Origin of the sequence: Rhodopseudomonas sp. BAL398 (genome assembly GCF_033001325.1) — a bacterium.
GTDB lineage: Bacteria > Pseudomonadota > Alphaproteobacteria > Rhizobiales > Xanthobacteraceae > JARJEH01.
On the sequence record NZ_CP133111.1, the window covers coordinates 5,943,042 to 5,963,407 of the forward strand.

21 protein-coding genes are annotated in these 20,366 nt (G+C 62.3%); 6 read left to right on the forward strand and 15 right to left on the reverse strand.

Features of this window, described 5'->3' with window-relative positions:
- Window positions 1-111 precede the first annotated feature (111 nt).
- From RBJ75_RS27960 to RBJ75_RS27980, 5 genes are all read right to left on the reverse strand, one after another.
- The gene (locus tag RBJ75_RS27960; RefSeq protein ID WP_044405901.1) at window positions 112-807 is read right to left on the reverse strand and encodes a GntR family transcriptional regulator; all 696 of its coding nucleotides are present in this window, start codon (window positions 805-807) and stop codon (window positions 112-114) included.
- Between the two features lie 664 nt (window positions 808-1,471).
- Window positions 1,472-3,049, reverse strand: a complete 1,578-nt coding sequence (locus RBJ75_RS27965; RefSeq protein WP_044405900.1) for an ABC transporter permease/substrate-binding protein — start codon at window positions 3,047-3,049, stop codon at window positions 1,472-1,474.
- A 2-nt stretch (window positions 3,050-3,051) separates the two neighbouring features.
- Window positions 3,052-3,873 carry an ABC transporter ATP-binding protein gene (locus RBJ75_RS27970; protein WP_044405898.1) on the reverse strand — a complete coding sequence of 274 codons (822 nt, stop codon included), beginning with the start codon at window positions 3,871-3,873 and terminating at the stop codon, window positions 3,052-3,054.
- 2 nt (window positions 3,874-3,875) lie between these two features.
- On the reverse strand, window positions 3,876-4,838 hold the full coding sequence (locus RBJ75_RS27975) for a class I SAM-dependent methyltransferase (RefSeq protein WP_234707314.1): 963 nt from the start codon (window positions 4,836-4,838) through the stop codon (window positions 3,876-3,878).
- 393 nt (window positions 4,839-5,231) lie between these two features.
- Complete coding sequence (locus RBJ75_RS27980) at window positions 5,232-5,498, reverse strand: hypothetical protein (RefSeq protein ID WP_044405896.1); 267 nt, start codon at window positions 5,496-5,498, stop codon at window positions 5,232-5,234.
- A gap of 399 nt (window positions 5,499-5,897) precedes the next feature.
- Between RBJ75_RS27980 and RBJ75_RS27985 the strand changes: the two genes are divergently transcribed.
- Window positions 5,898-6,104 (forward strand): hypothetical protein, encoded by a 207-nt coding sequence (locus RBJ75_RS27985; RefSeq protein WP_044405894.1) that lies wholly within the window; start codon window positions 5,898-5,900, stop codon window positions 6,102-6,104.
- 17 nt (window positions 6,105-6,121) lie between these two features.
- Here RBJ75_RS27985 and RBJ75_RS27990 read toward each other — a convergent pair whose 3' ends face one another.
- Window positions 6,122-7,114, reverse strand: coding sequence for an alpha/beta fold hydrolase (locus tag RBJ75_RS27990; RefSeq protein ID WP_044405892.1), 993 nt, complete (start codon window positions 7,112-7,114; stop codon window positions 6,122-6,124).
- Window positions 7,111-7,422 (reverse strand): hypothetical protein, encoded by a 312-nt coding sequence (locus tag RBJ75_RS27995; RefSeq protein ID WP_152647592.1) that lies wholly within the window; start codon window positions 7,420-7,422, stop codon window positions 7,111-7,113. Before RBJ75_RS27995 ends, RBJ75_RS27990 begins: the two co-directional genes overlap by 4 nt.
- 87 nt (window positions 7,423-7,509) lie before the next feature.
- On the opposite strand from RBJ75_RS27995, the gene RBJ75_RS28000 reads away from it, so the two are divergent.
- On the forward strand, window positions 7,510-7,791 hold the full coding sequence (locus RBJ75_RS28000) for a GlsB/YeaQ/YmgE family stress response membrane protein (protein WP_044405889.1): 282 nt from the start codon (window positions 7,510-7,512) through the stop codon (window positions 7,789-7,791).
- 93 nt (window positions 7,792-7,884) lie between these two features.
- Here the strand turns inward: RBJ75_RS28000 and RBJ75_RS28005 are convergent, their stop codons facing one another.
- The 3 genes from RBJ75_RS28005 to RBJ75_RS28015 all read right to left on the reverse strand — a co-directional run bounded on the left by RBJ75_RS28005 (window position 7,885) and on the right by RBJ75_RS28015 (window position 10,768).
- The gene (locus RBJ75_RS28005; RefSeq protein ID WP_044405942.1) at window positions 7,885-8,259 is read right to left on the reverse strand and encodes a hypothetical protein; all 375 of its coding nucleotides are present in this window, start codon (window positions 8,257-8,259) and stop codon (window positions 7,885-7,887) included.
- A 171-nt stretch (window positions 8,260-8,430) separates the two neighbouring features.
- Window positions 8,431-9,447: an aldo/keto reductase gene (locus RBJ75_RS28010; protein ID WP_044405940.1), complete on the reverse strand. Its 1,017-nt coding sequence runs from the start codon at window positions 9,445-9,447 to the stop codon at window positions 8,431-8,433.
- 109 nt (window positions 9,448-9,556) lie between these two features.
- Entirely contained in the window at window positions 9,557-10,768 is a 1,212-nt protein-coding gene (locus RBJ75_RS28015; protein ID WP_044405887.1) for an ABC transporter substrate-binding protein, read from the reverse strand.
- 247 nt (window positions 10,769-11,015) lie between these two features.
- Between RBJ75_RS28015 and RBJ75_RS28020 the strand changes: the two genes are divergently transcribed.
- A complete protein-coding gene (locus RBJ75_RS28020; protein WP_044405885.1) occupies window positions 11,016-11,810 on the forward strand; it encodes an enoyl-CoA hydratase/isomerase family protein in 795 nt (264 codons plus the stop codon).
- A gap of 118 nt (window positions 11,811-11,928) precedes the next feature.
- Here the strand turns inward: RBJ75_RS28020 and RBJ75_RS28025 are convergent, their stop codons facing one another.
- The 3 genes from RBJ75_RS28025 to RBJ75_RS28035 form a co-directional block, all read right to left on the reverse strand.
- Window positions 11,929-12,156, reverse strand: coding sequence for a hypothetical protein (locus RBJ75_RS28025; protein WP_044405884.1), 228 nt, complete (start codon window positions 12,154-12,156; stop codon window positions 11,929-11,931).
- Between the two features lie 113 nt (window positions 12,157-12,269).
- Window positions 12,270-13,472 carry a GGDEF domain-containing protein gene (locus RBJ75_RS28030; protein ID WP_044405938.1) on the reverse strand — a complete coding sequence of 401 codons (1,203 nt, stop codon included), beginning with the start codon at window positions 13,470-13,472 and terminating at the stop codon, window positions 12,270-12,272.
- Between the two features lie 346 nt (window positions 13,473-13,818).
- The gene (locus RBJ75_RS28035) at window positions 13,819-14,715 is read right to left on the reverse strand and encodes a LysR family transcriptional regulator (RefSeq protein ID WP_044405936.1); all 897 of its coding nucleotides are present in this window, start codon (window positions 14,713-14,715) and stop codon (window positions 13,819-13,821) included.
- Between the two features lie 146 nt (window positions 14,716-14,861).
- On the opposite strand from RBJ75_RS28035, the gene RBJ75_RS28040 reads away from it, so the two are divergent.
- The gene (locus tag RBJ75_RS28040; protein WP_152647591.1) at window positions 14,862-15,872 is read left to right on the forward strand and encodes a zinc-dependent alcohol dehydrogenase family protein; all 1,011 of its coding nucleotides are present in this window, start codon (window positions 14,862-14,864) and stop codon (window positions 15,870-15,872) included.
- 247 nt (window positions 15,873-16,119) lie between these two features.
- The gene (gene queD, locus RBJ75_RS28045; protein ID WP_044405882.1) at window positions 16,120-16,482 is read left to right on the forward strand and encodes a 6-carboxytetrahydropterin synthase QueD; all 363 of its coding nucleotides are present in this window, start codon (window positions 16,120-16,122) and stop codon (window positions 16,480-16,482) included.
- An 80-nt stretch (window positions 16,483-16,562) separates the two neighbouring features.
- Here the strand turns inward: queD and RBJ75_RS28050 are convergent, their stop codons facing one another.
- Window positions 16,563-17,153 carry a hemerythrin domain-containing protein gene (locus tag RBJ75_RS28050; RefSeq protein WP_044405880.1) on the reverse strand — a complete coding sequence of 197 codons (591 nt, stop codon included), beginning with the start codon at window positions 17,151-17,153 and terminating at the stop codon, window positions 16,563-16,565.
- A gap of 154 nt (window positions 17,154-17,307) precedes the next feature.
- The gene (locus RBJ75_RS28055; protein WP_411194535.1) at window positions 17,308-19,824 is read right to left on the reverse strand and encodes a heavy metal translocating P-type ATPase; all 2,517 of its coding nucleotides are present in this window, start codon (window positions 19,822-19,824) and stop codon (window positions 17,308-17,310) included.
- Between the two features lie 221 nt (window positions 19,825-20,045).
- Between RBJ75_RS28055 and RBJ75_RS28060 the strand changes: the two genes are divergently transcribed.
- Entirely contained in the window at window positions 20,046-20,321 is a 276-nt protein-coding gene (locus RBJ75_RS28060; RefSeq protein ID WP_044414423.1) for a metal-sensitive transcriptional regulator, read from the forward strand.
- Window positions 20,322-20,366: the final 45 nt, after the last annotated feature.

A 20,366-nucleotide genomic window follows, 5' to 3' on the forward strand; every position in this document is an offset into this window, starting at 1 on the left:
CAATTGTACTGATCATGCCGATCGAGCGCGAGGCGAGCGGGCTGAATACAAGCTCGCGATGCGAAGGGATACGGTTACTAACGACAGGCCGTTCATCCGGCGTCGGCAGAGTTAGCTCACCAGATCGTGTCCGTGCGCTTCGACAAAGGCCGCGAGCCCGAGGGTGTGGTTGCGGGCGCATTTTTCGGCGAGCTCAGTGTCGCGTTGCTCCAGCGCTTCGATGATCTCCAGATGCTCGGGCAGCGAGATCACGATGCGGTCGATGCGGCTGATGGCGAGCTGGCGATAGCCACGCACATGCAGCAAGATGTCGTTAGTCATGCGGATCAGCACCGGAGATTCGCTGAGCGAGATCAGCGCCTGGTGGAAGGCGATGTTGGCCTTGGAATATTCCTCGATGTGATCCTGCGGCAGCCGGTCCGGTCCGAAGTCCTTGAAGAAATCGCGCAGCGCCGAAATGTCCTTCTTGCGCGCGGTGGTGGTGATCAACCGCGCCGCCATGCTCTCAAGCGCCGCCCAGGCGCGGATCATGTCGACGGTCTCGATCTTGGTCTTTCGCACCACCACGATGCCGCGGCGCGGCACGACCTTGACGAAGCCGCCCTGCTCCAGCATCGCGATCGCCTCGCGAATCGGCGTGCGGCTGACGCCGAGTTTCTCCGACAGCGCGCGCTCGTCGAGCATTGTCGGCGAGGACGTGGCATAAATGTCCATCTTCAGAATCGCTTCTTTCAAGGCGTCGTAGGCCTTGTTCTTGAAGCTGGTCTCGGGCGCTAACCGAGCGACCGCGAAATCTGGCTCAGCCATCGTTGTTGGCGCTTTCGATTTGTTCCCGACCTCATCTCATCTCCACCTTGAGGATGACAGAACAATCTGGGATTAATTAATTTGGCATGCCAGATGCCAACGTGTCAAGCGATCTAGTTTCTGCGGAAGTCCAATGTTGGCGGAACTTTCAATCCAGCACCGGCCCTCCACGTCGGAGTTCTGGCATATTAAATGCCAGGCGATGGCGCGCGGACCAACCCGTCGCTATGACCAAATCAGCAGATCTGCTGCGGCACGTGATTTACCCTATGACGTAAGACGGGTTTGTGGCGCAAATTCAATCACAAAGGGTCCCGATTGCGTTCCCTCGCGGACCAGACCTGCCCATGCGGTATATAGGAACCTCCGTCAGGCGCGAGCCGTCCTTCGTCGCTTGCTGATCGGCAAAAGCGGCTATTGGCCCCTGTCAACGCCGCTGCAAGATTGGTCCAAGGCTGCCTGCAGGGGGCAAATGCTGGCGCGCATGAGCCCACGAGGTCGGGCAGGATGAAGTGGGACAGCGTATTCCACCAAGCTATGTTGATATTCGTCGAATCAGCATTTGGATAAGGCCGGAAAACCCGAAGAAAAGCGGCTAAATAGGGCGGCGGCCAGGGCGGCCCCCACCGGTTTAAAGACGGGTTCGTGGCCCTGAGGCGCGGCGCTATTTCGCGGCGGCGGCGGCGCCCGTTTCATGTTGCCGCACCTGGCGGTCGAGCCAGTGGGCGGCGGCGTGCGGGGTGAGGGCGGCGTTGGGCCGGTCGACCATGAAATTGGCCTTGCGCATCATCTCGACGGATATATTGCCGATCAAAGGCTTGAGTGCGGCCGTCAGTTCGTCGTCGTTCGCCCGGCCGGGCGCGATCATGACGATTGCGTCATAGGGTGGAATCTTCGCTTTGGGATCGTCGAGCACCAGCAGCTTGTCGGCTTCGATGCGGCCATCGCTGGAAAAGGCGGAGATCACGTCGACTTCGCCGGTCACCACCGCGCGATACATGAAGGTCGACTGAAATTCGCGGCTGCTGGCGAATTTCAGGCCGTAGCCGTCGCGCAGCGCGCGCCATTCCGGCCGCGCCAGAAATTCGAAATCGATGCCGAGGCTGAGTTGCGGTGCGTACCGCGCCAGATCGGCGATCGAGGTGATGCCCATCGATTTGGCGCGATCGCGCCGCATCGCCATCGCATAGGCGTTTTCGAATCCGAGGCTGCCGACGACCGTCACGCCATATTCGCGCTTCAGCCATTTGGTGATTTCCTGGAGCATCACCTCGCGCGGCGGCTGATCTTTCCGGCCCATGACATTGGTCCAGATCGTTCCGGTGTAGTCGACATAGACGTCGATGTCGTTCTCGCTCAGCGCGCGAAAGATCACCGCGGAGCCAAGCCCGCTGTGCTGCATCACCGTGCTGCCGCGTGCCTCGAGCCGCTGGCCGATCAAGGATGCGAGGATATATTGCTCGGAAAAGCTCTTGGCGCCGATCGTGTAGTCGGGCTTCGCCGTGCTCATGGTGGCGGCGCCGGCCAGTCCGATTCCCAGCAGCAATCCGGTGGCGCCCGCGACGATGCGCCAGCGCCGGCGCGTCGCGACGCCGCTTTCGATCAGGCCCAGCAATTGGTCGACAGTCAGCGCCAGCGCGGCCGATACGCCGCAGCCGAACAGCACGCGGACCCAGTTCTCGGTCTGCAGACCGGAGAAGATGTAGTTGCCGAGGCTGGTCTGGCCGACCGGGGTGGCCAGCGTCGCGGTGCCGATCACCCAGACCGCGGCGGTGCGGATGCCCGCCATCATCACCGGCGCGATCAGCGGCAATTCCACGCGGATCAAGCGCTGCGAGCTGGTCATGCCGACGCCGCGCGCCGCCTCGACAAGCGCCGGGTCGAGCTGGGCTATTCCGGTGACAATATTGCGGGTGATCGGCAACATCGAATATAGCGTGAGCGCGATCAAAGCGGGCAGAAAGCCGAACGCGGAAAAGCCCCGGCCGAACAGGGTTTCGGACAGTGCCGCCAGCGCCAGCAGCAACGGATAGAACAGCGCCATCAGGGCCAGTCCGGGAACGGTCTGAACCAGGCTGACGAAGGTCAGCGCGAACCAGCGCAGGCGGGCGTTGCGGCTCGCGCCCAAGGCGAGCGGAAAGCTGATGGCGAATCCGAGTCCGAGCGAGGCCGCGCTCAACAGAACATGATGTCCGAGATAGTCCGGCAGTACGCGAAGCGCGTTGGTCAGCGTGTCGTCCATTGCTAGTGCCCGCGATCCGGTTCGTCGGCCAGAAGCAGCCGCACGCGCTCGGCTTGTCGCGCCGGCATGTCCATGAGTGTTCGCACGTCGTCGTCCGGAGGATTGCTGAGCAACGCATGCGGCGTGCCGTCGGCGACGATGGCGCCATCGCGCACCACGACGATTCGATCGGCCAGCAAAATGGCCTCCAAGACGTCATGGGTCACCATCAGGCTGGTCAATCCGAGAACGTCGTGAAGCCGTCGATAGGCGATGCCGATGGTGTCGCGGGTGATCGGATCGAGCGCGCCGAACGGCTCGTCCATCAGCATGATGCCTGGACGCGCAGCAAGCGCGCGGGCGACGCCGACCCGTTGCCGCTGACCGCCGGACAGAGCGTCGGGCATGCGCTGTCCGAAATCCGCCGGCAACTCCACGAGGTCGAGCAGCTCCGTCACACGCGCGGCGATGTCGGCGCGATTCCATTTCAGCAGGCTGGGGGTGATGCCGATATTTTCGGCCACCGTCATGTGCGGGAAAAGACCGATGCCCTGGAAGACGTAGCCGATGCGGCGACGTAACTCATGGGCGGGCAGGTCACCGGTGCTTAGCCCCTCCACGGTCACCGTTCCGCTCTCGGGCTCGATCAGCCGGTTAATGGTCTTGAGCAGCGTCGTCTTGCCGGATCCCGACCCACCGACGACGGCGACGAAACTTCCGGCGGAGACATTGAGGTTGATGTCACGAATGGCGTATCGCTGACCGTTGTCAAACAGCTTCGATACGTCGCGGAGCGCAATGATCGGAGCCGCGTCGCCAGCAAGCGACGCGGCGTCGGCCGACATCCTCAAGCTTCCATCGCGGTGCGTTGGCTACCTTGTTGCTCGACGCGAACGTAGCGCGCGCCGAACGAACTGAATCGCCCGCTGGCCACGGAGACGATCTCGTCGAGCGGCATCGCCTTGGCATCCGCCGCGGGACGCGACAAGAACAGCTCGGCTTGAAACAGGCCGTCGGCCTCGACCCCATTGGTATCGATGCCGCGCTTCGCCAAAGCCGCGAGGGTGCGTTCGAACTCTTCCGCATCGCGGAAGCGGCGCTGCACGAATGTCGTTCCGGCCAGCTTCTCGGTCACCATGCCGCGTTCGTTGAAGGCCTTGATGAAGCCGTCATAGGGAAACATGCGCAACACAAAAGAAATGATCCAGGGCTCGCCGGGAATCGAGTCGAGCAGGCTTCGATAGGTGCGATCGGTCACGTAACCGACGCTGCCCGTGGAGAGAAGAACGTTTGCCGGCGCAATCACCGCGGCATCTTGCTTCGACAGTTTGTTGGCCTCGAGATTAACCGCGATTCCGCCGCTGTGAAGCCCAACCTCGTTGGCATAGCGGATCGCGCGTTCGGAGATGTCGACGCCGATGAATTTTGCCAGACCGATATCCGGCCAGCTTGCGAAGAAGCTGCGGTCGAGGCGCATCATCTCTTCCGGCGGCACTTCCATCATTTCGCGCCGGGCATAACGCTGCATCAAGCTGGCAAAATTAACGGGAAAGCGATGCACCGCTGCGTTGATGCCATAGGAACAGCCGATGTCGAGAACGTTTGTTGCATCGCCGCGCATCGCCGCTCTGGCCGCAAGGATCTGGCGGATCACCGGTTCTGCGACATCAGGAATCATATAATCAAGCGCACCCAGAACCGAGAAATACGCCCTCGGATCGCTCTCCAAATAAATGTCGTCGAAAACCGCTTTGTTTTCGTTGATGCGATTGATGACGGATTTGCTCTGGTCTTGGTGTGCGATTTCGATATTCAAAATGGATTCCTTGCCGTGTGGTATTTGCAGGCCATCTGTGACGGCGATGATGTGATGGCCGCCTTATAGGCCCATTTGCTCGATCCCGCAACGTGGCAGAGGTTCTCGGTGAATGTTGTCGACTTTGAAACGTTTGCACCGTGTTGAAATTGGCTGCGCCGCTGCGTGCTCTCTCGGAAGCGAGTCGCGCCGAGTGGTTAGTTCATAGTCTCAGGCTGGTCGGTCAAACCGTGAACTAATCGCCGATGTCTTCGCGCGGCAGAGATGCGTGGCGCTTGAGTTCGCATTGAGCAAAGCGATTTCCCAAGGATGGATTTCGGCTGTCGAGCAATGCGCCTTCTCGATGAGAAGGGAGAAGGGCATCGCGACCAAGTGAGCCCATTCGACCTAATGACAAGGGTGCGGTCGGCCGTCTTGGCCGCGATAGGCGGCGGCGCCTTGCTTGCAGCGCCGGCTGAGCGGTCCGTCATAATAGGAGAAAACGGCGTCGGGCCAGACCGGAGGGCCGTAATTGTGCAAGTAAAGCGAGGGGTCATAATAGCGATGATGGCCGCGATGGTGCGCGCCAGAGGCGTGCTTGGTTCGGGCCAAGGCGGGCGCGGTGATCGCCGCTGACAGCATTGCCACTGCCGTCAAGAGCTTGATGATCTTCATCCCCGGGTCTCCTGCTGATGCCGGCCATCTGCCGATGGCAGATCACAAAATAGCCGGCCGGGCCCAAATTGACGAGATTGGATTCGCCACTGCGGCGTCGGGGACCAGTTCTTGGGCTTGAAACGACATCTTACTATAGCGACGTCATATTGGGCGGCATCGGCCGATATCGGCAACAGGGCTGCCACATGGCGGTCCGCTCGCCCCCGTGATGTCGGTATTTGCCGAGCGTGCCAATCGGTGCGTATCGCTGCGATCGGCTGCTGATAAGAGCCGTTTTCCAGCAATTTCACGACATCGCGATCGGTGTTCCGCCGCCTTCGCGCCATTTGCTGGCCGGATTTGATTGCTTTGCGCGCCCCAACTGACTAAAAGCCCTCATCTGGTAGGAGTAAGACGATGGCGCATAATTATGCAATCGACGATGATGTTCACCACCTGCGGCAGGGGCCACAGGGACGTGCCGGGATTCAACAGCCCAGCGTGTACACCATCATCACCTGCCTGCCGATCGAGGCCGATGGCCGACCGCGTTACCGGATCAAGAGCAAGACCGAAAACGTCGAGCGCGTCGTGACCGAGGACCAGATCAGCCGTTTGGCCTGATTTCGGGCGTGTTTCCGTCAAAGAGCTGCATCAGCGGCCAAACCACAAGCCAAGCCTAAAGATCCCGCGAGACGCTCGATCTCGATGGCGATCGCTTCTGCGTGGGCGTGGTGCGCCATATGGCCGGCGCCGGCCAGTCGCAGCAGCCGTGCTTGCGGCATCGCCACGGCCAGGGCCTCGGCATGAATCGACGGCGGGACCACTGGATCGGCCGCGCCGACGACAATCGTGGTCGGAGCAGTGATGGCGCCATAGCGCGGCACGTGCGCGTTCAATTGGTCCCTTAATCCGGAGTATTCGCGCAAACTGGCGTGAAAACGCCGCGGCGTCAGCGCCAGAGCGAGGTGACTGCGCTGCGGATAGCAGCTCGGGGGTGTTTCAGGGCGGAATATCCGGGCCGTGAGGCGGCCGATCATCATCCACGACAAGATTGGTATCATAGTATAGGTCGCCAGCCGACCGATCACGACACCGGCCACGCGCTGGAACCAGGGCAGGCCGGTCGGTCTGGGGTGGGTCGTGGGGTTGATCAAAACCAGCCCATGGGTGGCCTCCGGATCGTCCAGCGCGTAGCGCAGCGCGATCAGGCCGCCGAAGGAATGTCCGACCACGATCAGGGGGCCGGCCTTTAGGCTCCGCATCAGGGCGCGGATCAGCGCCACCTGATAGGCCGGCGAGGCCAGGTCGCCGGGACCGGCTGCGCTAAAACCTTGCCCGGGCCGGTCGGGGATGATGACGCGGAAATGCCGCGCCAGGCGGTCGCCGAGCGCCATTCGCATGTCTTCCAGGCACAGATTGGCACCGTGCAGCAACAGCACGGCCGGCGAACCGGGTGGCAAGGGATTGGCCGCTGCCAGATCGGCCACATGCATGCGGACGCCATCGACGGCGACGATGCTGCCCCGCGGCGGAAACCGCGCCTCGAGCCAGCGCGTCAGCAGCCATGATGCGGCGGCCGCAGCGGCCAAGGCCACCAGCAGCGTGACGACGACGAGGAGCGCTGTAATCATCGGTATCCCCGCGGCATCTTGGTCTGACCCGGCAGCCGGACTTCCGCTGCCGGAGCGAAATTGCCGATGCGCGTGCAGCGGCGCAATTGATCTTTCGCCGCGATGTCACCCGGTCGCAGGCGATGCATGCGGCTTGCCGAGATGCCGGCCATGCGCCGCGCCCAGCCCGGCGGGCGGTGCGCCGTGAAGCGTTGACGCTTCATCGCCAGATAAATCCGGTTTGGCTGGAACCGGGTTCCGCCGGCGAAGTTAAAGCCTCGACCGCGCCGAGCCAGGATTGACCGGGCGCGCAATTCCCATCGGATCAAGACAGCAGTTTGCACAGGTGTGGCTTCGCATGGCCGGCCCGCTTTCGCAGTGCTGCGTGTCAACACTCATCAATCGGAGCGAACCAGATGCACATGTCGAACGAAGGACTTCTGATTACCCTGCTGGTCGGCCTGATCGCCGGTTGGCTCGCCGGCAAGATCGTGCGCGGCAGCGGCTTCGGGCTGATCGGCGACCTCATCGTCGGAATTCTCGGCGCCTTCTTCGGCAGTTGGCTGTTTCCCAAATTGGGAATCCACCTCGGCGTCGGCATGGTGTCGGCCATCATCAACGCTACGCTTGGTGCCGTGATCCTGCTGCTGATCGTGCGGCTGGTCGGCGGCGGCGGCTGGCGCCGACGCGGCTTCTGAGCAAGCGAATGGCCTCGCGGTTCGCACCGCGCACGTCAATTCGAACACGCTGGCCGGGCTCGCTCCGGCCAGCGCCATTGTCAAAGCCGCCGATCAAACGATCTGCGGCGAGGCCTTGTCGGTGACCTGGAAATATTTCCGCGCCAGCGCCACGATCTGCCCGTCCGTGGGATGATCGACGGTCTCGACCCCGGCAATCACGCTGTTGAGCTTCGGATTGTGTTGCTCGATGTATTTCACGAGATCGGTCTTGGTATGGGCGGGGCCGACAATGAGCACCGCGCCGGCATCCGCGATCGCATCCATCGCGGCCTTGAGGTAGTGCGGATCCTCGGCCTTGTGCTGCAGATGTTTGGTCGCATGGGCCGGATGAATGACGTCGCGCTCGGCCTCGGTGGCGCTGAAATGGAAGATCTTTGCTTCCTTGTGATCAATCCAGACCACGGCATGAAAATGATGGGCGTTCATGAATAGCTCCATTTGAGAAGGCCGAAAGCCCGATAGGGCAGATTCGAACCGTTACCCGCCCTTTCCAGATTGGGGCATGAGCTCGATCAATTCCGCCCACCGCCGCATGGCAAATGACCGCTTGCCATGCCCCCCGTAGGCGAAACGCGGACTGACCTGCGGCCGGCGCTGTCAGCGTTCGGCCGTCCTGGGCCGCCGTCCTTCGATCGGATAGGCCGGGTCGTTGTAGCCCGGCGTCGACGGATGGCCGCTGGCGACCAGGCGATCGATCAGCGCCTCGTCCTCGGCGGTGAAGCGATAGTCGAGTGCCTTGAGATAATCGTCCCATTGCGCCTCGGTGCGCGGCCCGGCGATCACCGCGCTGACAATTGAACTGTTCAGCACCCAGGCCACTGCGAACTGCCCGGCGGTGACGCCGACGGACTCGGCGTGGCGCTTGATCTCCTGCGCCAGCTTCAACGATTCCGGGCGCCATTCGGTCTGCATCATCCGCGCATCGTTGCGGCCGGCGCGGCTGTCCCTGTCGGGCGCGGCGTCGGGGGCGTATTTGCCGGTGAGTACGCCGCGCGCCAGCGGACTATAGGGCACGATGCCGAGGCCGTAAAAACCGCAGGCCGGAAAGTGCTCGACCTCCGGCATCCGGTTCATGGCGTTGTAATAGGGCTGACTAACCACCGGACGGTCGATGCCGAGCCGGTCGCAGATGTTGCAGATCTCGGCGACCCGCCAGGCGCGAAAATTCGACAGGCCGAAATAGCGCACCTTGCCTTGCCGGATCAGGTCACCCATCGCCCGCACCGTCTCGTCGAGCGGCGTGGTGTGGTCTTCCTTATGCAGGTAGTAGATGTCGATATAATCGGTGCCGAGCCGCCGCAGGCTATCCTCGGCTGCCTGCATCATCCAGCGTCGCGACAGGCCGGAGCGGTTCGGTCCGTCGCCGATCTGATTGGCGAGTTTGGTGGCGAGCACCCAATGCTGCCGGTTCGCGGCGATGGCGCGGCCGACGATGGTTTCCGACCCGCCGCTCGAATAGGCATCGGCGGTGTCGATAAAATTCACGCCGGCGTCGCGCGCCCTGTCGATGATACGCGCCGATGTCGGCTCGTCGGTGGCGCCGCCGAACATCATGGTTCCGAGACACAGCGGAGAGATTTTCAGGCCGCTGCGGCCGAGTTGACGGTATTGCATTTTCGCTCCTGACGAATCCGAATTGTCGCCCGATTCCATGACCAATCCTTTATCGGACGTCAAATCGCCAAGCCGGACGCTTGCGTTCGGCCTGGCGGAATCGCGCGGACTATTTCGTCTCCAGCTTGCACGCCGGATCGGGCGGCCCAAACGCCTGATCGCCGGGGATATGGGCGAGGATCTTGTAATAGTCCCACGGATATTTGGACTCCTCCGGCTTCTTCACCTGGACCAGCACCAGATCGTGCACCATCAGCCCGTCCTCGCGCAGCCTGCCGTTGCGGGAGAAAAAGTCCTCGATCGGTTTTTCCCGCATCTTGGCTGCGACCTTCAGCGGCTCATCGGTGCCGGTCGCCTTGACCGGATTGAGATAGGCGATCACCGAGGAATACACCCCCGCCTGCCACATCGTCGGCATCCGGTTCATCTTGGCGAAATAGCGTTTCGACCATTCGCGGGTCTTGTCGTCCATGTCCCAGTAGAACGAGGTGGTGAGCAGCAGGTCCTGCGCGGCCGGCAGGCCGAGCGAGTGGATGTCGGTGATCAGCGCCAGCAGCGCCGCCATCTGTTGGCCGCCCTTGATCACGCCGAATTCGCCGGCGGTCTTGATCTCGTTCATGTTGTTCGGTGGCCCGGCGGCGATGCCGATGATCTTCGCCTTGGAGGCTTGCGCCTGCAGCACGAAGGACGACAGGTCCGGAGTCGCGAAGGGCGGGCGGACGGCGCCAACCACCTTGCCGCCGTTCTTGATGATCACCGCGGAGGCATCGCGCTCCAGCGACAGACCGAAGGCATAGTCGTCGGTGATGAAGAACCAGCTGTCGCCGCCGCGCTTGACCACTTCCTGTGCGGTGCCGACCGCCAGCGCGCGGGTGTCGAATACCCATTGCATTGTATAGGGCGAACAGAATTTGCCGTGAAAATCCGCGGCTCCGGTCGAATGGGTGATGAACAGCCGCTTCTTTTCATTGGCGATGTTCTGCACCGCAAGGCCGACCGCCGACACCGGCACATCGACGATCAGATCGACCTGCTCGACATCGTACCAGCGCCGCGCCAAGGCGCTGCCGATATCCGGCTTGAGCTGATGGTCGCCGACGATCAGCTCGATTGGCTTGCCGAGCACCTTGCCGCCGAAATCGTCGATCGCCATCTGCGCGGCGGTGACTGAGCCTTGGCCGGTGGGGGTTGAGGCTGGTCCGTTCATATCGGTCAAGACGCCGATCTTGACCACATCGTCCGATAGCTGGGCGAAGGCGGTCGACGCCGACATCAGCGCAGCCGCAACTATTGCCGTCGCCGTTAGAATCCTGGCGAGCATTTGGGTCTCCTCCCGTCGAACCGGCCATTGTTGGCCGTGCTCTTTGATTGGGCTCAAACTTACACCATTCTCGACGCGCTGCAATTCGTTCGCCGGGTCCACGAGACCGGGGCGGTGCCGGCGAGAAGACCCCGAACGGGATGCGAGCGACAAGGTCCGGAAAAGCTGATAGTGCGATGCGCAATCCACCGCATGGGATCGGCGATGATCCTTGCCACCAGAACCTACCCAACAGAAAGAGCGTGCCATGAACGCCCCGATTCCCACCGAAGACCTGATCTACGCCGTCGAGGATGGCATCGCCCGGCTGACCTTCAACCGCCCGCAGGCGCGCAATGCGCTGACCTTTGCGATGTACGAGCGCATGGCGGCGATCTGCGAGGCGGTGAATCAGGACCGCTCGATCAAGGCGATGATCCTCACCGGCACCGGCGACAAGGCCTTCGCCTCCGGGACCGATATCTCGCAATTCCGCGCCTTCGAAACCGCCCAGGATGCGCTCGATTATGAGGCGCGGATCGACCGGGTGCTGGGCGCGCTGGAACAGTGCCGGGTGCCGACCATCGCGGCAATCGCCGGCGCCTGCACCGGGGGCGGGGCTGGGATCGCGGCGTGCTGTGACATCCGGATCGGCACCGCCGCAGCCCGGATCGGCTTTCCGATCGCGCGTACGCTCGGCAATTGCCTGTCGATGTCCAATATCAGCCGGCTGGTGTCGTTGATCGGGCCGGCGCGGACCAAGGATCTGATCTTCAATGCACGGCTGGTCGAGGCCCCCGAAGCACTTGCTCTGGGGCTGCTCACCGAGATCGTGCCCGACGTCGACACCCTGCAGCGCCGCGCCGACGAAACCGCCAGGTTGATCGCAGGCCATGCGCCGATCACGCTGGAAGTCACCAAGGAAGCCGTGCGGCGGATCCGACGCACGCTGAGCCGGGACGAAGGCGAGGATCTGATCCTGCGCGCCTATATGAGCGAGGATTTCCGCGAGGGCATGGATGCGTTTTTGACCAAGCGCAAGCCGCAGTGGAAGGGGAAATAAGACGGAACGCGCGTTACGTCTGCGTCACGGCAACGCGGTTTTTCGGGCGTGACGCGGCTGCCAAACACGCGGATGCCGCGAGGCGACCATGATGCCGGTTGCAGTCCTGTCTGTCCGGTCAGTGATTCCAGTAGATCGGGCTCGCTGTCGGGTTGTCCGAATTGCCGATATAACCGGCGGGTTCTCCCGCTCCGGTCAAAGACAGGCCGGTGATCTCGAGCCTGCCTTCGATCTCTTTGAGAAATCGGGGAACATCACGGGCCGCGAGCGGCAGCAAATGGTATCGGTAGGTATGGCTTTTGAAGACGGCGCAAAGCGCCGGATCCTTCGGAAAAAACCGTAACATTCATATCTCCGCATCTGGCAAGCCCAAACTCCCGGACCGGGAAGCCATCATCGGTCGGAAAGTCTCTATCGGCGTGGGGCATTTCCCGGCCGACATCAGGTATGCCTAGCACATCATGCGGTCTTGAGCAGCGGCGGCATCGACGCCTCAAGATCGGGCGTGGAATCGTGCACCGCGTAGCGATCCTTGCCGAGGTTCTTTGCGGCGTAGAGCGCGGCGTCGGCCGCGGCGATCAGGGGTTCGGGATCCGAACCCATCTTCTTGGTCCATTGCGCGACGCCGATCGAGGCGGTGATTCCTGGTGTAGAACCGCCGCTATTGACGAACTGGTTCCGACATTCTTCCAGGATTCGCCGGGCGACGATCGTTGCTTCGAGCCAGCTGGTGTCGGGCATGACCACGCAAAACTCGTCGCCTCCGGTGCGGGCGAGAAGATCGCCCGCGCGCAGCCGGCTTTGCGTTGCGCGCGTGAAGTCGCGCAGGCATGCGTCGCCGGCGGAGTGGCCATGACCGTCATTGACGCTCTTGAAGCCGTCGAGGTCGATCGCCAGCAGGGCGAAGGGGCGCTCGGTTCGCGTTGAAATCTGGCAACGAACCGACAGCTGCTGCAGAAAGTGTCGTCGGTTGGCGACGCCGGTGAGGTCGTCGCGCAGAGCCAGGCTCTCCACCTCGGCGCGCAGCCGGTCGATCGCCATCAGCAGGAAGCCGAAATTCCATGCCATTGACAGGAACACCAGCAGCAGGATCAGGGCTGCGTGAAAACTGTTGAAATCAACCATCGATATTTGGCCGGCCAGGCCGGACACGGCGGCGACGGAACGGATGATGTAGACGCCAAGCATCATGATGGCGACGGTGCCAGCCATCCGCGCGCCCGGATTACGGCGCCCCTGATGCGACAGCACGTGCCGGAGCGTGAGAGCGACAGGCACGATCTGGCCGCACGAATAGACCACGATCCGCATCGGCATCGAGTCGATTCCGACCACGAAGAAGACCAAGCCAAAGCCGGTCAGGGCGGTGATGAGGATGGTGGGAAGCCAGGATGTCGGTCGCCCGTAAAACCGGCTGACGCCCATCGATTCCAGGCAGCACGCGAAGGTGACCAATATGCCGCCACCAAGCAGCGGCAGCGGTGAACTCACAACCCCGCGCAGCAGGCCCAGCCCGGCGCCGAGGGCGAGGACGGAGGCGGCGGCGGACCAGAACCGCGCGGCCTCAAGATTTGGATAACTGCGAACGACGTGAATCCAGATCACGCCCAAGGCCGAGAAGTTGAGCACAAGCACAACCCATATCGTCGGGACGCTTAACATCGCGCTCCCGACGAGCATACTGCGCGTCCGAATTCTGGATTCTCAAGATCCATAATGCCTCCAAAGCTGATTCACGATGCAGGCAGAGCACTTAATGGAGTCTCTCTACGATTAGGAAAACTACGAAGTGGTTTGGAGACTCTGAATATCGGCCCGGATCAAACGTCGTTAACAACGGGTTATCCCAAGCGCTGCATTCATCGCACATTTGCCAAGCGAGTTCGGCCGTTATGAATACGACCGCTACGACAGAGATGGCAGTGACTGCAATGAAAGCCGCGCATCTCTTGATGCGCGTCTTCTTCGGCAAGTTGCTGGCTGAAATCATCTTTCGCGTCGGCCGAGTCTAAAAGCCCCTGACTTTCATAAAGTCGATGAATGCCCGAACAGATGCGGCCATGTGAGAGCGTTCCGGATAATAGAGGTAGAAGCCGGGGAAGACTTTGCAAAACGGTTCGAGGACTCGCATGAGTTCGTTCTTTTCCACAAAGGGTTCGACCAGGTCCTCAATGAGGTAGGCCAATCCAACTCCCTGACGAGCCGCTGAAAGCAGCAGCTCCGTATCGTTGACGGTCATGACGTTCTCGACATCGACATCGACGACACCATCGGCGCCTTCGAACCGCCATGGGTACAGGACTCCAGTGCTTTTCCATTTGTAGGTGAGGCAGAAGTGGTCCTTCAGGTTGACCGGAGCCTGAGGCAGCTGCCGATTGGCAAAATAAGAGGGTGCGCCCACAACCGCCATTCGCAAGTCGCGCGTAATGCGCACCGCGATCATATCGCGGCTGATTTGCCCGCCAATCCGAACGCCTGCATCGAAACCTTCTGCAACGACATCCGTGATGTCGTTGTCGATCACAAGATCAAGGCGCACCTCCGGATAGGCAAGACGGAACTGCTGCAGTCTGGGCAGGACCGCAATCTGCGCCGCAATGCTCGGAAGATTGATCCGAACCACGCCCTTCGGCTCACTCTGATAGGCTCCGACCGCCGACACGGCCTCGTCCATCCCCATCATCATCGGCTTGATGCGATCGTAGAGGATGCTTCCCGCTTCCGTCAGCCCGACACTGCGCGTTGTTCGATTAAGCAGGCGTATCCCGAGACGGCTCTCCAAGGCGCGGACGATGCGGCTCAGCGCCGAAGGCGACATCGCCAGCCGTTTTGCCGCTCGTCCAAATGCCAGTTCATCGCAGACTGCGACGAAGGCCTTCAGTTGGGAAAATTCCGCCCCGTCCATTATGGCAACCTGAAGCAATAATACATGCCGAATTTATACCATATTCAATCACAATCGCCATGCTGCATATCTCTGCCCGACGACGGATGGGGAGGCCGGTCGATATTGGACCGCAATTGCCTTCTGGAACGAGCGGAGATGCGACGATGAAACGCTGGGAAATTGATGCAATTGGCAGGCAGCATCTCAGACTGAACGATGTCGAGGTGCCGAGACCTGGTCCGAAAGAGGTCTTGATAAAAGTGACCGCGGTCGCGCTGAATTATCGCGACAGGATGGTCGTCGAGACCGGACGCGGACTTCCTCTCCAATTCCCATTCACGCCCGGCTCGGACCTTGCCGGAGAAGTCGTCGCTCTCGGCGAGGGCGCTGCCCGGTTCAGGCTGGGATCGAACGTCATCTCGACGGCAACGCCAGACTGGATGGACGGTCTGCGCGCCGGTACCGCCCGAACGCCCGCCTATCAGACCTTGGGTGGTTTTTATCCGGGTGTGCTGGCCGAATACGTCGCGATGCCGGAAGACTGGTTTGTCGTGGCACCTGAGACACTCACCGCCCGGCAGGCTTGCACACTCCCGGTGGCTGGCCTCACGGCCTGGTTTGCGCTGGTCGAGCGGGCGGGCGTTCGCGCTGGCGATACGGTCCTCATCCCGAGCACCGGCGGCGTTGCTCTGTTCGGTATGCAGATCGCAAGAGCTAGCGGCGCAAGAGTGATCGTCTGCGGTCGACCTGAATACGAGGGCCGCGCGAAGGCTCAGGGCGCAGACCACTTCATCGACGCAAGCACCGACTGGATGGAAACCGTCTACCAGTTGACTTCGGATCGAGGCGTGGACGTCGCCCTGGAGGTCATTGGCGGCAAGCATCTCGGGCAATCTATCCAGGTCACGACGGTTGGCGGTCATGTCTGTCAGATCGGCGCGCTCGACGGCTGGGACATCAGTGCACCAGCGATGCCACTGATGCTCAAGGACATAACAATTCACGGCATTGGAACCGGGAGCAGAACGGCGCTGGAGAACTTGGTCAGAGCGATCGATCAGACACGCATCATCCCTGTTGTTGATTCTTGCTATTCTCTGGCCGATCTTCCAGCAGCCTTCGACCATTTGGACCGAGGCGCATTTGGCAAGATCGTCATCGACGTCGCCGAATAGAAGATGCCGCAGTGTGGCGGTTTGGACGTCGTGTCCGGCGGTTTGCCGAAGGTTGACCAGGCCGATCTCGCACAGCTCGCGCCAGCCGGCGGCCCGAAAAGATTCGGCAGAACCGTCGTTTTGGGATCGCAATTCATTGAATTGATGGCTAATTCAACGTTCTGCCGGGGGCGGCGCCGATCGCGTGCCCTCCATATCCCCAGACCGGCTAATTCGCCGGGTGGTCTGCCCGCAACACTGGAATCCGATGAAGATCACGCAAGCATTCAGCTTCGAAGCCGCTCACCGGCTGCCCCATGTCCCGCAAACGCATCGCTGTCACCGGATGCACGGACATTCCTATCGGGTCGAGCTGCAGTTGCAGGGGCCCGTCGATCCGAAGACCGGCTTTGTGGTGGACTTTTTCGACATCGAGGCCGCGTTCGGGCCGCTGCTGGCGCGGCTCGACCATTATTGCCTGAACGAGGTCGAAGGCCTGGACAATCCGACCGCCGAAAACATCGCGATCTGGATCTGGGACCGGGTCAAGCCGACGCTGCCCGAATTGTCGTGTGTCCGGGTGTTCGAGACGGTCGATTGCTGGGCCGAGCATGACGGCGGGCCCACCTGACCCCGACCTGCGACTCAAAAACGGTGCAACGACGTCTCGGCCAATAGACGTTACGGCCGGCAACGGCCGGCGGCGCGCGATCAACCCTGCGGCGCAGCCATCTTCTGGCGCTGTTCCTCGGTTTCCTTCTCCCAGCGCAGAATCGTATTGTGGAGATTCTCGAACTTGCTGGCGGTCTCGCCGTCGAACATCGGGTCTTTTCGTTCGTCGATCCGCGAGTCGATCCGCTTCCAATCATCGGCCGTCAAGGTCTCGAGAGCTGCCGGAAACAACAACTGTTCTTCCTTCGCCATATGGCGGCGTTGGTGTTCGATGAAGTCCTTGGCGGCCTCGTGAAACGTCTGCCGCGGCAATTCCTGGTCGGCCAGCACTTGATCGACCACAGCGGCGAATTTACGCAGCCGCTCGCCCTCGATCTCGTGCTCGGCCTCGACGTCGCCAACCGCACCCGCCACCGCCCGATTGCGTTCCTTGAGGATCTGATAGACGACATCCTCCTTCGGGTGATGGCAGCTCTCCGGATATTCTTTGAAGTATTGAATGATCGCCTGGAAGATCTCGTAATCGGGCCGCTCGCGGCGATCGAATACGCCGAGCTCCTGTTCCAGGACACCGAGCAGTCTCGCAATGTTGCGGTGCTCTTCTCGCAGCATAGAGATGATTCTGGACATCGACCGACCTCGTCTGCACTGCCCCATAGGACGGGCTGCGGCTGTGGCGGGAATAGTTCTGCACACGATAGTACCAAACCCACCTCATTCTTTGCGCTAAATCAAACCTGCGCAGCGGGTCGCCATCGCAGGCGACGTCAAAGGGCTGTGCGCGTCAAAGCGCCGTTGTCCGCAACCGCAGCGCATTGCCGATCACGCTGACCGACGACAGCGACATCGCGGCCGCCGCGATGATCGGCGACAGCAGCAGGCCGAAGCTCGGATACAGCACGCCCGCTGCGATCGGAATCCCGGCGGCGTTGTAGATAAAGGCGAAGAACAGATTCTGCCGGATGTTGAGCATGGTCGCCTGCGACAGCCTGCGGGCACGCACGATGCCGCCGAGATCGCCCTGCAGCAAAGTGATGCCGGCGCTTTCCATCGCCACATCGGTCCCTGTTCCCATCGCGATGCCGACGTCGGCGGCGGCCAGCGCCGGGGCGTCATTGACGCCGTCGCCGGCCATCGCGACGATGCGTCCGGCCTGGCGCAATTTGGCGACCACGGCGCTTTTTTGATCGGGCAGCACCTCGGCTTCAACATCGGCGATCTCCAATCGCCGCGCCACCGCGTTCGCCGTGGTGCGGTTGTCGCCGGTCAGCATGATCACCTTGATGCCTTCCGCGGCCAGCGCCTTCAGCGCCGCCGGGGTCGAAGCCTTGACGGGATCGGCGATCGCGAACAGGCCGGCGAGCCGCCCGTCGACCGCCAGGCTGACGACGGTGGCGCCGTCGGTGCGCAGCGCTTCGGCCTGCGCCTGCAGCGTCTGGGTGTCGATGCCGAGCGAAGCGAGGTAACTGGCATTGCCGATCACCAGGGCGCGGCCCTCGACCTTGCCGCTGGCGCCTTTTCCGCTCGGCGATTCGAAATCGTCGACCGTGCTCAGGGTGATGTCGCGCTCCTTGGCGGCGCCGACGATGGCGTCGGCCAGCGGATGCTCGCTGGCGCGCTCGACGCTGGCGGCGAGGCGCAGTAACTCGGCGTCGTCAAAACCATCGGCGGCGAAAATGGAGACCACACTTGGTTTGCCTTCGGTCAGCGTCCCGGTCTTGTCCACCACCAGCGTATCGACCCGCTCCATCCGCTCCAGCGATTCGGCGCTCCTGATCAGCACGCCGGCCTGGGCGCCGCGGCCGACGCCGACCATGATCGACATCGGTGTGGCGAGGCCGAGCGCGCAGGGGCAGGCGATGATCAGCACGCTGACGGCGGCGACCAGCGCGTAAGTCAGCCGCGGCTCCGGTCCGAATGCGGCCCAGGCGCCGAAGGCCACACAGGCGGCCAGGATCACGGTCGGCACGAACCAGCCGGCGACGCGGTCGGCGACGCGCTGGATCGGCGCCCGTGAGCGCTGCGCCTGCGCCACCATCTGGACGATCCGGGCGAGCACGGTGTCGCGTCCGACCTGGTCGGCGCGCATCACGAAGCCGCCGGATTGGTTCATCGTGCCGGCCACCACCTTGCCGCCAGCCTCGCGGGTGACGGGCATCGATTCCCCGGTCACCAGCGTTTCATCGAGCGAGGAGCGGCCCTCGAGGATCACGCCATCGACCGGGACCTTCTCGCCAGGCCGGACCCGCAATTTGTCGCCGACCTTGAGGGCGTCGATCTCGACCTCGTGGTCGTTGCCGGCTTCGTCGATCCGGCGCGCGGTCTTCGGCGCCAGTTGCAACAGCGCCTTGATCGCGCCCGAGGTCGCCTCGCGGGCGCGCAGCTCCAGCATCTGGCCGAGCAGCACCAGCACGGTGATGACGGCCGCGGCTTCGAAATAGACCGGGACCGCTCCGCCATGACTGCGGAACGCCGGCGGAAACAGCTGCGGGGCCAGCGTCGCGACCAGGCTGTAGACATAGGCGACGCCGGTGCCCATCGCGACCAGCGTGAACATGTTGAGGTTGCGCGTCACCAGCGACTGCCAGCCGCGCACGAAGAACGGCCAGCCGGCCCACAGCACGACCGGGGTGGCGAAGCCGAGCTGAATCCAGTTCGACAAGGTCGGATCGATCAAGCCGCCACCGCCGACCAGATGGCCGCCCATTTCCAGCACCACCGCGGGCAGCGCCAGCGCCAGGCCGATCCAGAACCGCCGCGTCATGTCGGCGAGTTCGGCATTGGGCGGCGCGTCGAGCGACACCACATCCGGCTCCAGCGCCATGCCGCAGATCGGGCAGGTGCCCGGGCCGACCTGACGGATTTGCGGATCCATCGGGCAGGTATAGATCGTGCCTTCCGGCACGTCGTCCTTCGGCTTGGGCTGCGACTTGTCGAGATAGGATTTCGGATCGGCGGCGAATTTGCTTTGGCAGCCGGCGCGGCAGAAATGATAGGTCTGGCCTTCGAATTCGAAGCGATGCTCGCTGGTCGCCGGATCGACGCTCATGCCGCAGACCGGATCGATCGCCTTGGCGGCCGGGTCGCCGTGGTGATGGTCCGCATGATCATGCGTGCCGCTGCAGCATGATGATTTGGCCGGAAGCTCGCTCAGCTGGTGCAGCTCGGGTGCGGATTTGGCTTCGTTGAGATAGGCGGCGGGATCGGCGGCGAATTTGGTCCGGCAGCCGGCGCAGCAGAAATGATAGGTCTGACCGCCATGCTCGAAGTGATGCTTGCTGGTCGCCGGGTCCACGCTCATGCCGCAGACCGGATCGATCGCCTTGCCCGCCTGCGCCGGAGTGACGCCATGCTTGGTTTCGCCATGGCCGCCGCCACAACAGGATGCCTTGTCCTGGACGATATCCGCGCCGGAGGAACAGCCGCAGCCTGCGGTAGCGCGAGAACCCGTTTGGTTTTCGGAATCCGTCATGACATCACCCGCCTCTTGAAACCCATACCGTGTAGGGGTATATAAACCGCATGCAGAATGACATCAAGGCGTCGTGTCAAAAACGTCTCGGCCGGATTGAAGGGCAGGTACGCGGGATCTCCAAGATGATGGAGGAGGGCCGCTATTGCATCGACATCGTCACGCAGATCTCGGCGGTGCGCGCCGCGCTGCGTCGGGTCGAGGAAGAGGTGCTGAAGGACCACGTCTCGCATTGCGTCGAGCACGCGATCTCAAGCGGCAACAAGGCCGATCAGCGCCAGAAGATCGCCGAGCTGATGGACGTGATCGGGCGCTCCAACCGCTAGGCTGGCGTTGCCGCCATCGGCGGCGTTGATCCCGCTCAATCGCGG